A 13880-nucleotide genomic window follows, 5' to 3' on the forward strand; every position below is an offset into this window, starting at 1 on the left:
CTTCCCCCTTACTCTTCCAGTTTCACCTTCGTAAACAACTCGTGAAGTTGAGCTGCACCGATTTCTTTTTTGCCCACATCAATTCGCGGGATGGCATAAGGGTTCTCATTAGGTCCTACAGTACCAGGACGGGAGGTAAACGCATACTGATATCCAGCTTCTTTTGCAGATTCTATTACAATATTGCTCGTAAACCCTAGTGGCATTGATATCACCTTGGCACCTTGATCCAAGAGATCCTCCAGTGCCACTCTGGACATCATAAAGTCCACGTACAGTCTATCTCGATATTCTCCCTCGTTTTCAACGCGATATAGATCTTCCAGAAATACAGGTTCCGTACCTGCTTTAGGCTGTCCCCACTCGTTAGTCGCTTCCTGATGATGTAAGCTGTATGTATGCGATCCGATTGAAACCAGACCGGAATCAAGCATTTCTTCAATCTGTTGATGTGTCAATGGTGTAGTCATATTCTCACGCTTTCGGTCCAACGAATCTCGTAATCTGCTTGTAATAACAAAATTAGTTGATGGATAGCCGAATTGTCGAAGTAATGGATACGCCTCGGTATAGTAGCTTTCATACCCATCATCGAAGGTAAGAAGAACTGCATTAGGTGTCGAAATATGTTTTGTCTCCATGAATCGGATAAATTCATCCATACTAATCACATGAAAACCATTTTCCCTTAAAAAGGTTAAATGTTCCCGCAGCCGATCAGATGTCATAGCATAAGCCTGACTTGAATCTTGATTAATATGGTGGTAATTCAATATGACAACCTTATTCTTATACCACTCTTTTGAAGGGACTGAGGCATCCTGTTTACTACCAGGTAAAGTATCTGTTTTTGAGGAGTTTGCATCTTTATTCATTTTCGTATCAGGATATTCGCCACTATTTACCATACCATTTTCATTCGCATTTTGGCTACTCTCTCTGCCCAATGTTGTATTCCAAAAGTTTTCTTGTTGCAAATTCTGCATATTTTCACTCTTATTAGAAGAAATGTAAAGGAATATCCCCGTTGCTAGTAAAGCCGTGATAAACACTACAACCACAATCCAAACTGGATTATTTTTCATGTTGCAAAAGTTCCTTTTCTTCTTATTATAGTGCTTTTCGACAAAGATTTACAGATTCCTTTGTTGTGCTATTTATCACAATCATATATTTTTTCATTTTGATGTTCTTTTTACGTTTATTATTCTTACCACTTAAAAAAGCCCCAAATCACATTATCTCGTGATTTGAGGCTTTACCTACTTATCTAATGGTCCTACAAAGAGGCTGCATCCTTCTTCAAATCTTCCGCTTTATCTGTTTGCTCCCAAGGAACATTCAAATCGTTGCGTCCGAAATGACCGTAAGCTGCTGTTTGTTTGTAGATTGGGCGACGAAGGTCCAATTGCTTGATGATTCCTGCTGGGCGTAGATCGAAGTGCTTACGGATCAATGCTACCAGATCGGATTCAGAAATAGTTCCTGTGCCAAAAGTATCAACAGCGATTGATACCGGTTGTGCTACCCCGATTGCATACGCTACTTGTACTTCACATTTTTCAGCAAGTCCTGCTGCTACGATATTTTTCGCTACATAGCGAGCTGCATAAGCACCGGAACGGTCAACTTTGGTTGGATCCTTACCAGAGAATGCTCCACCGCCATGACGAGCGTATCCACCGTATGTGTCAACGATGATCTTACGTCCTGTAAGACCAGCATCCCCTTGAGGACCACCGATAACGAAACGTCCTGTTGGGTTGATGAAATACTTCGTGTTCTCGTCCAACAATTCAGCTGGAACGATTGGCTTGATTACATTTTCAATTAGATCTTTTTTGATCTGATCCAGTTCTACTTCTGGAGCATGTTGCGTAGAAATAACGATCGTGTCGATACGAACTGGTTTATCACCATCGTATTCAACCGTTACTTGTGTTTTACCATCTGGACGCAGGTAAGTAAGCGTACCATCTTTACGCACTTCAGTCAGACGGCGAGACAATTGGTGAGCCATGCTGATTGGAAGTGGCATTAATTCAGGAGTTTCATTACATGCGAAACCGAACATCAAGCCTTGGTCACCAGCACCAATTGCTTCGATTTCTTCATCAGTCATGCTACCTTCGCGAGCTTCTAATGCTTTATCTACACCTAGTGCAATATCAGCAGATTGTTCTCCGATAGCAGTAATTACACCACATGTATCTGCATCAAAACCATACTTGGCACGATCATAACCGATCTCACGGATTGTTTCGCGCACAAGCTTTTGAATGTCTACATAAGTAGAAGTAGTAATTTCGCCTGCTACTAGTACAAGACCAGTAGTAACAGAAGTTTCACACGCTACACGTGCATTCGCGTCTTTAGACAAGATTGCATCTAGAATGGAATCTGAGATTTGGTCACAGATTTTATCCGGATGTCCTTCCGTTACAGACTCAGAAGTAAACAAACGACGACCTTTTTGCAATGCCATAAATAAACCTCCTCAATCTAATTACGTCATACTTTATATAAAAGATTGCCGAGCCAGGTTCTAATCACTACAAAACGTTTGAATTCGTTTTGTTGTTCACATGTAGTAATTTCTTTTTTGTAAAAAAAATGAAAATACTTCTTTACACAAAAAGAAAAACCCTTCCCTCGGCAGAGGAAAAGGTTGCTTTTTACATGCGTTCCCTAACCTCTTATCGGCCAGAGTGAATCATTCTCACTCTGCTGGTTAGCACCGCTCAAAACGGTTGCCGGGCTTCATAGGGCCAGTCCCTCCACCTACTCTGGATAAGAGTAATATCCATGATTTATAGAATAATGCTTTTTCTATAGCGTGTCAACGTCGTTTTGACATTTTCCATCCACTCCTACAGTTGGAACGCTTTGGTTAGTACTGTGGAGGTCTCACCACGCAAAACAGCCCGATCTGGATAGAATTTTCCATCGTTGTAACCTTTTAACCAACCGTGAGCTGCCAATGTTTCAATTGCTGCAGCCCCCCAATGAGTACTAGGTACATCTTTAAAGGAAATGGATGTGCGCGTATAGGTAGACAGATTTTTTGCCCGCGCGATCATTAAAGCCATCTCTGCTCTAGTTACAGATCTGTCTGGCTCAATTTTTTTGTTTGCACCATTCATGATTCCAAGTGATGATGCTTGAAGTAAGCTATTGTAGGCCCAATGTCTTCCATTCAAATCTTTATAAGGATTGCTGCCTACACTTCCAGTAGACAAGCCCTTTGCCCGTAACGTACGAATCAACATATCTGCAAATTCTGCACGAGTTGTATTGGCATCAGGACGAAATAATTGATTAGATGGTGCAGAAACAATTCCATTGCTAGCCAGCTTACTAATGGCAGGCTTCGCCCAGTGCTGTCCGATATCCCTGAATCCGCTCACCATGTCTTGTCGTGTCATGCTAAAACGATACGCATCATAGAAAAATGGCGTCGTACTGGAAATTTTGATGTAATACGTTCCTGGAGCTAATTTATCTTCAAAAACCACCTCGTTATCTTCCCCGCTCGCATTACGAGCATCAATAGAATAATCCATGTTACGGCTATTATAGACCGCAAGACGAACCGTAGCCTGAGGTGGAATATATGGAGCACGAATGGTTACATAACTTTCATTAGATATCGTAAATGTGAACCAATCCGTATCCGACTGAGACGGAATTGTTCCAGTTAATAGATTGGTGGTGCCCCCGCCAAGCTTGGTTGCCAACCTTGGGTTATCATTCGGCTCATTCGTATCCTTGCGCTGAGGCATATAATGCAACTGCATGAAGTACTCTCCGTTTACCGCAGCAGGAAAGCTGTTCTGCAGTTTAAACAGATAACGCCCCGGCGTCACATCTATATTCACCTTTTCCGTGGTATCAGTTGGGGTGCTTGCATCGAGGAAATATCCTTTTGCATTCCCCTCTTTACGTACACTTATTTGGGGATCGAGACGCAGTGTGTCTGTATCCACCTGAATGAACATCTTGCCTGTATCTCGGACATAGTAGGAGTACCAGTCCACATCATTAGCTGTGTGAAAGTTCCCTTTTACCTCAATACGATTTCCCGCTGGCAGTGGACGAATTGCTTCCATCGTATTGTTAGGCTCATAGCGATCGGGAGCTATATTGAACTTACTGGTAATGGTGTAATTCACATTGCTTACACCAGCTCCACGCAAGTTGTGATGAACCTTTCCTTTTTTAACGGGAATGGTAAGTGAGCTATTATTAGACAGCGAATAGGTATCCTGTACTTTTCCGTCCTGATATACAGTGATAGCAAGAGCTCCCCTAAAATTGGTATTTAGCTGCGTGTTTATTACTAGACTCCCATCGTATGGAATATCAGTATAAAACCAGTCATTCGGATCACTAGCACTGATTTGTCCCCGAATCTGATTATCCATGGGAAAGGCTGCCGCTTTACTCATCGAATTGTTCGGTTCATTGATATCACCAGTCGGAGTAAGCTTTAGGGCTCTACCAACATGTAAGACTCCATACCCCGTTTCCTTCGTCCAGCGTACTCCGTTAATTTTTGTAGCAGAGTGATACAGCTGCTGTCTTACATCGATGGGCTTCATGGAAGGATTTTTTGCTAGCAATAAGGCAGCCGCTCCAGCTACTTGTGGGGCTGCTGCTGATGTTCCACGCATTGAGCTATACCGATTGGAACGAGCCGTCGTAAAAATATCCAGTCCAGGAGCCACAATATTTAGTTCAGGACCAAAATTAGAGCGATTGTGTACTTTATTGTTGTTCGTTACAGCACCTACAGCAACCACGGTAGGAAAAGCTGCTGGATAGTTGACCCTGCTGCCTTCATTTCCACTCGCTGCAATAACAACGATACCGCGCGATTCCGCCAGATTAACAGCGTCCTCCAGCTCTTTGGAATAGTAAAGCGTGCTGGCAGACATCAGAATGACCTTTGCCCCTTCAGCAACCGCCCTACGTATACCGCTAGCTAAGCGCTCTGAAGATGCTTCTCCATTCCGATCCAATACCTTAATTGGCAAAATTTTCGCATCCCAAAGTACACCTGTTACTCCAATGCCGTTATTTCCTTTAGCCGCCAAAATTCCAGCTACCTGTGTACCGTGACCGTTTAAGTCATCTGCACTTTCACCTGGTACCAGATTAATGGTAGGAAGCATATTATCTTTCAAGTCTGGATGATCCTGATCGACTCCTGAATCAAGTAGTGCAATTTTAATTGCCGGATTTCCTTTCACCAAGCTCCACGCTTCTGGGGCATTAATGATATCCAGGTGGGTTTGGTTAGGAAAATAATAGTCATTAGGTTTAACAGCCGCATACACCACGCTTGCCTCTCCCGTAATAACGGTACACAGAACGACCGCGATAGCCGTTATCCAGATCAAACCTTTTTGTAGTTGTGGGTATAACATATGCTGTTTCCCCTTCCTCTAACTCACAACCAAATAATTAGGCAAATCCCCTAATATATTGGACAACTTTCACCTTCATTTGGTGACAACATTATACAAGTTATACGTAACATTTTTGATTACGTTTCAATTTATATCATCCATATCCTTCTGTTATATAGTATCAAAATATAAAACTCAACCGCCAGCCATTGCCTTTCACCAAATATTTCCAAAACTTCATACATTATTCGTAAAATATTCGTAAAATCCTTTTTTACTGCAAAAAATCCCTCTGAAAAAATTCAGAAGGATCATATTTTAATAGAAAATAAATGAATGTATCCGCGAACCGTGAGTGAATTACTGAATAAGTCCGTTTTGATCGTTCATTCGTTCTTGTTGACGCTTTACATCTTTGTCTTGTCTTGCTTCTGGAACGTACGCTTTACACTTGCTAACATCCATATCTTTTGCCTCAATCGAGCTAACTGGTATATAGAAGCCCCACAATCGACGATTGTTTGGTTGAACTTGCAGGCTTTGCATTCCAAAGTGCATATTGGCGATCTGACGGCCTTTTTCATCACAAATGATAACAGGAACCTCTGTAAATTCTACACGTTTTTCTAGCCCATTCATGAAAGCAACGATTACTTTTAATCCACCATCTTTCACTTGTACCAAATCGATGGCTTGTAATTCTACCTGACCTTTTTTGATTGGGAAAAGTTCTTCTACTTTTTGCGTATAGGTCTCTTCTTCCTCATCAGTCAAGCCATTATGTTTCTCTACTAGTTCCTCGTCACGCTTAAACTGTTTTACTGTGTCATTATCATAAACCATAGTCAATTGAGTATCTTCATCAGGCATTTCAATGAAGTTCTCCCAATCGAACTTGAACTCCAACGGGCGGCTGGACAATTTAGGCACTGGCCCAACAGCTAATAATTCAAATGTCTTGCGAGCATATACGTTACCCTTTGCATCAACTAGTGCAAGTGGAAGCTTGTTCAAAATGATATCTTTCTCTGTTGCATTGCGCAGGAATGTTATAACCAAGAATCCATCATTTAGTACATTCGTGAAAAATGGAAAAACACCAATTTCATCACGCACCACACTAGGTAGTTCGTCGTGGATCATTTGCAGGAATTCTAGTTCGACATCATCTAGTTCTTTTGCCCAGAAGCTGTTTTCATAAATCTCCAGTTCCTTCGAGGATAGACGGTTGGATGACAGCTCAGGTTGTTCAAGACCAGATACACCTAAATAAACTTCTTTTTGCAGGTGATCATGGATATCTTTACGAGCCTGATCCAACCCTTCCGTAGATCCAAATAAATTAGCCAATTTATAACTCATTGTTTAACCTCCTATGCATGAACAAGGGAAGGTGACTGACCAACTAAACAGTCACCCTCCGCCCTCAACTTCCTTACACTTCTTTTACTTGGATTGCCCAGTTTTTCTTCGTTAAGTCTTCTGTATTCTTCACCTTATCAGCAGGGAAGACCAGAATCCATGGACGACTATGTCCAGCTTGTACTTTTACACGGCTAGCATCTACTCTACCTTGTGCTACTATTTTGTTTGTTTCGGTGTTACTAATTACTATATCCCATTTTTTACCATTATAAGTATTACGTGTTGCATTACGTATCAACATAGCTGCTACTAACTGCCCATTTTTCGCCAATCCAACATCATATCCAGTAAACGAGATCGTCCCTTCTTGAAGTGGCGGTAAATTTTCAACCAAAAAATGTAATTTCTTTTTCATGGAATCAGTCATTTTGGCTTCCATTTGTGGGTCTATCTCAAGAGTTTTTGGCCAAATATATTCTGGCTGCCCCATTCGAATAGCAAGACTCCAGTTACTAAAGTCCAGCGAGCGATCGTAAACGATGAATTCATCAGCAAAAGTTGCTTCCCACGGACGACTGCTGTATGGAGGAATTTCTCCTGCATGGCTTAGGTCGATGTTTCCTTCTGCAAAAATCTGATCTTCTATCTTTAGGATCAAATCCACGTCTTTTAAATTAATCGGTTTTGAAGATGCGTTACGTAAAAACATAGATACCGTAACGCCTTTCTCACGAGGAATTAAGCTAAATCCGGTAACAGCAAACGTACCTTCAGGAATCTTAGGTAATCCTTCATTTATAAAACCTAGCGCATACTTTTTCGATTGATCCAGATTCATATCCCACATTGGGTGTAAAGATAACTCAAGATCCACTTCTTTCCTCTGTTCAGCGGTTTTCTCCTCAATGCGATTAACCGATGTCTGAGACAGGTCTTTTTTCAACTCTTCTGTGTTGCGCATTTCATCGCTGTCTTTGTTCAACCATGACTTCAAAAAACTAAACATACTGCTCCTCCTCACCGTTCCAACGGAATCTTTTTCTATCATATCATTTCACATGTATAGGTCAATTAGCTGATTACTGGGAAGGAACTTGCACCTTCCAACGTGATAAATCAGGTTCTTGTTTACAAACACTGTCTGCCGGGAAAATAAACATCCACGGCTTGCTTGTTTCTTTATGGACCACAAAGTTAGTAAGAGTAAACAATCCTTCCGCCACTTTGTCCCCTGCTGCATCATACATCGCGAGCGGGAGTTTCTCAATAGATAAATCTTGGGTGGAACCATTTCTTATTAAGAGAATCGTACGAATCGTGCCATCATCTTGCTTGGATGCCTGAACACTTTGTACATTTACCTCGCCTTCTTTTAATGGAGGTAAACTTTTCGCCAATTGAATGAAGTAATCCTTTTGTTTATCCGTAAGCGACCTCATCCATGATTCTTCCAGCTCCAGGTTTTGCGGGAGAATCATCTTCTTCTGTGCCAGCTCAAAAGCGAGCTTCCAGTTAGCTAGAGCAATATTCGTTATGAGATAATGCTCTTTTTTAAAGAGGAATGACCATGGTCTGGCTGAGTAGGCAGGGATTTCACCTAATTCACCCATGTCGAACTCTTGACGAGTAAACAGACGGTCGCCTTCGATCAGAATGAGAAGTGTCATTTTCCCTAGTCGTGTCGGTCTATTCGTACCATTCCGCACGAATGCAGTTACTTCAATTCCTTCTTCATGAGGAACCATATGTAAGCCCGAAATCGCGATATTCCCATCTTGCAGTGGTTCTAGCTCGCTCGCCATAAAAGAAAGGCTGTATTTCGCATTATTATCTAATTCTCTCTCCCATTGCGAATGGAGTGAGAGCTCCGTTACATGTTTGGAATCCGTAGCAGTAACTGAAGATGCTCCATTTGTAGGAGTTGTCTCCCTGGTTTCTTCCGTCGAATCTGTAGAATGATGGTCCTCTACTGGCAATACCGACTCTTCGGTACTTTTTGGCAACTCTTCTTTCTCTTTACCCGAAAGCATGTTTTTAATAAAGGAAATCATCTGATTCTCTCCTAATAAATAGTATCGTCGGTCACATACTCCATCTTTTCACTATATCATAACCAGCGTATGAAACACAAAATACGACAACTGATAAACTCTGTTTCTTCCTTATATATAGGTAGACGTTTCTACTTGTAAAAAGTTGTATCAGAAGCGTTACCAGTCTTTACAAAAAAACGGTCATGACCGTTTTTTTGTTTGACCGCAAGCGGTCACATCCAATGTTATGAAAAACGTCGAGACGTTTTTCACAGAAAAAAAAAAGGCCGTATTAAACGCCCGTTTAGATGTCAATTCATAGCGAATGGTGACCGTTCTTCTGTTTCTTTCCCCCTGTTATTCCCTGTTTCCCGGTTAGGAGCCTTCTTTAACAGATCTTGCAAAACGTCTCTGAAGCAAGATCAATCTCCACATAAGCAGAATCGCCCCGAAACAAAGACCAGCAATTAATCCGATCCAGTAGCCATACGCTCCCAGGTCAGTAATCCGCACAAGCAGAATACCCAGTGGTAAACCTACTATCCAGTATGAAATCAATGAAACCACAAAAGTAACATTCACATCTTTATAGCCACGTAGCGCTCCCTGTATTGGTGCAGCAACCGCATCAGATAATTGGAAGAAAATCGCATACACAAGGAAATGCTGTGCCAGCTCGAATACTTCAATATCCGTAGTATAAAGGCTCGCCACCTGCTCATTAAACAATAGCAGGACAATCGAACAGACTGTTCCTAACGCCACTGCGATCCCAATGCCTAAAAAGCTGTATTGCCTTGCATCCTGCAACCGTTTCGCTCCTACCTCAAAACCAACCACAATCGTAAGCGCCATGGCGATACTCATCGGGATCATATAAAGGAAGGAAGCAAAATTCATTGCCACCTGATGAGAAGCAATCGTAATCGTATCAAATTGACTCATCATCAACGTAACCGCTGCAAAGATACTCGTTTCGAAAAAGATGGAAAAACCAATCGGTACGCCCAGCTTAAGCAATTCTTTCCATGCGCTCACCGCTACTTTATATAGCTTGCTAAAAATCGCGTACTCCTGGAATGCACCTTCTCTTCTAATAACATAGAAGGTAATAAACAGGATGATCCAATACGTAATCGCAGTAGCCACCCCTGATCCCACACCTCCAAGACGCGGAAAACCAAACTTACCAAAGATCAATAGATAGTTAAGCACGACGTTTACCGGTAAAGAGATCAGCGAGATGATCATGGTAACTCGTGTATAGCCGAGTGCATCGATAAAGCATCGTAACACGGTATAGACAAAAACGGGAACAATCCCAAACCCAAGGGAAACCAGATAGTAAAATGCTACATCACGTACCCCGGATTCCAGACTCATGCTATTTAATAGGGGCGCAAGGAAAAAGACTCCTAATAAAATGACAAGCACAGCGATTGCGACTGCCAGATAAACTCCTTGCATGACCATAAACGGAACACGTTCACGATTTTTGGCACCAATTAATTGCGCCACAATAGGTGTAACCGCAAGCAAGATCCCGTTCAATCCAGTAAAAATCGGTGACCAAATGCTCGTTCCGATCGCTACACCAGCCAGATCAATCGCGCTAGCATGCCCCGACATTATCGTATCGAAGAAGCTCATGGAAAAAAGCGCCACCTGCGTGACCAGGATTGGTAATAAGATGATCATAAACTGTTTTGATTTTTGTGAAAGAGTAAAGGTTTGATTCATGGTTGACCTCAAATTTGTTTATTTGTGAAGAATAGTATGGTTTTATGCCACTCTGTTGCCATTCATTACAACTGAAATGAATGCATAAAAACTATTCTACTACTTCTCTTCACGTAACACTATCCTACTTTCTGTATTATTTGCTACATACAGCATCCTTTACTCCAAAATGAAGTCACTATTAGCAATATCCCATAAAAAAATGGAAATCTCACTTCCAAATTACGTTTTTTTCCATTACTTGTTTTTTGGCGTGTTCTATATTCCTTTTTTCTACAAATGGTCATTCAACATTGGGTTAAAAAATGGTTTTATTGAGGTAGTTTTAGCAATTGTCAAAAAAATACTAATAGTTGTAAGCGTAAGTGCTATTACCCTTACAACAGTAGAAGTTACTCTTGAAGCACCAGCTGAAACTGTTGCTGCAGGAGATTTTGTAGTATCTCTAGGTGAAGAAGCTATTACCGTAACAGATGTTGCATTGAAAGAAGGAACAGAAAAAACTTATGCACTAACGATCCCATCTCTAGATGGTAAATCTGGTACTTTGACTGTTAATTCTGTCGAGTCTTCTTTTGACTTCACTTCCGCTACACTTTCTGCTGCAATTGATGCACTAAAATCAGCAACAAATGAAACAATTATCGGGCTATTAAATGCTCCTGTTCTTAATATTGCTAACGTTAATCCAGCTTTAGCAGCTGAATATAAAGCTGAAATCGATAGTAGCTTCACAAATACACGTGAATTGATTCAAAAAGCTGTAGATCGCGTGAACGCTGATGCTACAGAAGCAGATCAAGCAAAAGTTGACGCTGTTAAAAATGCAAAAGGTCCAGTAGAACTATTAGCAGCACTTGATGCTCTTAGCATTGAGCGCGAAATTGAATCTATTGCATACCCATATTTCGTAGCAATCTCTTCTAACACTTCTATCAACACAAAAGCCGATATCCAAGGAATTATTGATTCCGTAAATACTGCTGAAGTAACTAAACTTGTTGTTGACGCAGAAGCAAAAGTTACAACTGAAGCTGTTGCTACAGCTGACGCATTGCTAACTAACTTTACTGGAACTGAAATTGTAGATGATGTAGACGTTGCTAAGGAAGCATTTGAAGCTAGACTTGCTGTAGTAACGGATATCGTGGCTGTAAATGATACCGTTTCAGCTACAACAGTTGAAGCTGATCTTCTAGCTGCATTACAATCTGAAACACTTGCTCTAGGCGAGATCGTTATCCCAGCTAACGCAACAGATTATGTTACTGAGGCTTCTGCTAAAGTATCTGCTGATGCGAACTTCAAATTTACAACAATTGATCAAATCAAAACATTTGTAAATGAAACAAATGCAAAAGCTGCTGCTAGCCTGATTACCGCAGTAAACAATGCTGATACAGAAGAAGCTTTCTTCACTGCACTAACTGCACCAAAACTTGGTTTGACTGATGTTAGTGATAATCCAGTTTATAAAAAAGTTTACTTTGAAACTGGTAAAGATCTAACGTTCAAAACTCCTGCAGACATTCAAGCATTCGTAACGAAAGCTAACGAAGCTGCTAAAGAATATGCATACGTTGATGCAATCAACAATGCTTCTAAATCTACAATTGTTGCAGCTGTAACGGACTTCGTAAAAGTATACAACAATACTGCTTACATTAACCTAAGCACAGATAATCGTCTAGAAGCAATTTCTACCTTCTGGGTAAACCACGGTGAAGGAAGAGCGGAAGCATTTACAACAACTGCAGAAGTATCTCAAGCTTTGACAGATGCTGTTACTGAATATCAAGGATATCTTGATGGTATCAATGCTTCTACAAACACTTCCGAACTTCTAGCAGCATTCAACGTAATGATTGATGACCTTGAAGTTGCTTATGGTGATGAACTTGCTTCAAAAGTAAAAGAATTGAGCTACACTGAAATCTATGATAATGGCTCACTTACTATCGAAGCAGCAACTGCGATCTTCGAACAATTGCAAGCAAATCGTTCTGATGATATTACTAGTAACGATAATTTCGCAACCGTTGCTCAAGCTTATGAGCCTGCAGCAAAGTTGATCACAACCCCTTAGTCATTTCGGCTTAAATAGCATACGAACTATAGTTGGTAAGGAAAATCCCCTTAGATATGATTATCTAGGGGGATTCCTTCTACCTAAAGCTACTCTTTAGAATACATACAATAACAATGTTGAAAAAAAGAATGTTGAAAATAGTGAAATGGTTACATCAAGAATGATACTTTAGAGAACCACTTACAATAATTGTATTTTTATGTAATTTAAAGTCTGATTTTTTTATATTCATTTAATATTTTTAATTAAATTAACAAAGTTATAAAACTATCAAAAATGGCTACAATGATTACTAGATTTCTCGAGTGAATTAATATGTTTGCACTATGCTTATTCGCGTAAGGTGGGTTGAAATGATGGTATTAATCAGCACAGTTCAAACCTTTCTTGACTATATGTTGTCTATTGGTCGGAGTGAAGAAACCATAAGTGGTTATCGAAAAGATTTGGTTTTTTTTACTCGCTTTCTAGAAGATAAATATAACTGTGAGGCCTATATCGATGAAGTAACTGTCACTGATATTGAAGATTATCTCTTTTATTTAAAAGTAAAGCGTGGTTATGCCCCAGCAAGCAGGCTTCGTAATCTACATACCCTGCGTTCTTTTTTCGCCTATGCCTGTAAAAAGGAACTGATTGTACGAAATGTCGCATTATCTGTGGAAAAGATCAAGGTTCAACAAAAGGAAAGAGTCTATCTAACTGAGGATGAAGTAGAGAAATTGGTCCATTCTATTACTCACGAACTCATTCGTCTAGTCGTTATTGTCTTGTATATGACTGGTTTACGTATTTCAGAATGTCTGAATCTTACTGTAAACGACGTCAATCTAGAAGATAAACTGATCCAGGTAATTGCAGGGAAAGGAAACAAGGACCGAATTATCCCTATTTCCAGTCGATTACTCCCACTGCTTGAAGACTATCTTATGTTCAAACGGCCAAATACCAGCTCTCCTCTCTTTTTTTGCACAAAAAAAACTGGAATGTTATCTCCAGTCTATGTGAACAAAGAAATATCAGATGCTGTAAAAAGGCTAGGGTGGAGAAAGAAAGTAACTGCCCATATTTTGCGTCATAGCTTTGCCAGTCAGTTAGTGAAAAACGACGTTAATCTGGTGCAAATTCAGAAATTATTAGGACATTCATCTCTGAATGTTACGAGTATCTATACCCATACCAATCTAGATCAACTGACAGAAGCAATTAATACGTTATAAACATAGAGACAATCGGTTGTAA

At 40.5% G+C, this 13880-nt stretch carries 9 protein-coding genes and 1 riboswitch; of the genes, 2 read left to right on the top strand and 7 right to left on the bottom strand.

Translation table 11 applies throughout. From position 1 onward, the window contains the following. Positions 1 to 8: 8 nt before the first annotated feature. The 7 genes from LM917_RS12490 to LM917_RS12520 form a co-directional block, all read right to left on the bottom strand. Positions 9 to 1085, bottom strand: a complete 1077-nt coding sequence (locus LM917_RS12490; RefSeq protein ID WP_232697853.1) for a polysaccharide deacetylase family protein — start codon at positions 1083 to 1085, stop codon at positions 9 to 11. Positions 1086 to 1279: 194 nt separating this feature from the next. After that, positions 1280 to 2485, bottom strand: a complete 1206-nt coding sequence (gene metK, locus LM917_RS12495; RefSeq protein ID WP_232697854.1) for a methionine adenosyltransferase — start codon at positions 2483 to 2485, stop codon at positions 1280 to 1282. Between the two features lie 208 nt (positions 2486 to 2693). Continuing rightward, positions 2694 to 2797: riboswitch (SAM riboswitch) on the bottom strand. 73 nt (positions 2798 to 2870) lie between these two features. Continuing rightward, positions 2871 to 5429, bottom strand: a complete 2559-nt coding sequence (locus LM917_RS12500) for a S8 family serine peptidase (protein WP_232697855.1) — start codon at positions 5427 to 5429, stop codon at positions 2871 to 2873. 342 nt (positions 5430 to 5771) lie between these two features. Beyond that, positions 5772 to 6773, bottom strand: a complete 1002-nt coding sequence (locus tag LM917_RS12505; RefSeq protein WP_232697856.1) for an SLAP domain-containing protein — start codon at positions 6771 to 6773, stop codon at positions 5772 to 5774. 73 nt (positions 6774 to 6846) lie between these two features. Further along, the gene (locus LM917_RS12510; RefSeq protein WP_232697857.1) at positions 6847 to 7782 is read right to left on the bottom strand and encodes an SLAP domain-containing protein; all 936 of its coding nucleotides are present in this window, start codon (positions 7780 to 7782) and stop codon (positions 6847 to 6849) included. Between the two features lie 73 nt (positions 7783 to 7855). Beyond that, positions 7856 to 8827, bottom strand: a complete 972-nt coding sequence (locus LM917_RS12515) for an accessory Sec system S-layer assembly protein (RefSeq protein ID WP_232697858.1) — start codon at positions 8825 to 8827, stop codon at positions 7856 to 7858. 357 nt (positions 8828 to 9184) lie between these two features. Further along, a complete protein-coding gene (locus LM917_RS12520; RefSeq protein WP_232697859.1) occupies positions 9185 to 10549 on the bottom strand; it encodes an MATE family efflux transporter in 1365 nt (454 codons plus the stop codon). Positions 10550 to 10802: 253 nt separating this feature from the next. Between LM917_RS12520 and LM917_RS12525 the strand changes: the two genes are divergently transcribed. Together LM917_RS12525 and LM917_RS12530 are read left to right on the top strand one after the other, a co-directional pair. After that, on the top strand, positions 10803 to 12635 hold the full coding sequence (locus LM917_RS12525; protein WP_232697860.1) for a hypothetical protein: 1833 nt from the start codon (positions 10803 to 10805) through the stop codon (positions 12633 to 12635). A gap of 359 nt (positions 12636 to 12994) precedes the next feature. Next, positions 12995 to 13858 carry a tyrosine-type recombinase/integrase gene (locus tag LM917_RS12530; protein ID WP_232697958.1) on the top strand — a complete coding sequence of 288 codons (864 nt, stop codon included), beginning with the start codon at positions 12995 to 12997 and terminating at the stop codon, positions 13856 to 13858. Positions 13859 to 13880 lie beyond the last annotated feature (22 nt).

The organism is Brevibacillus daliensis (assembly GCF_021245735.1).
GTDB classification, from domain to species: Bacteria; Bacillota; Bacilli; order Brevibacillales; family Brevibacillaceae; genus Brevibacillus_B; species Brevibacillus_B daliensis.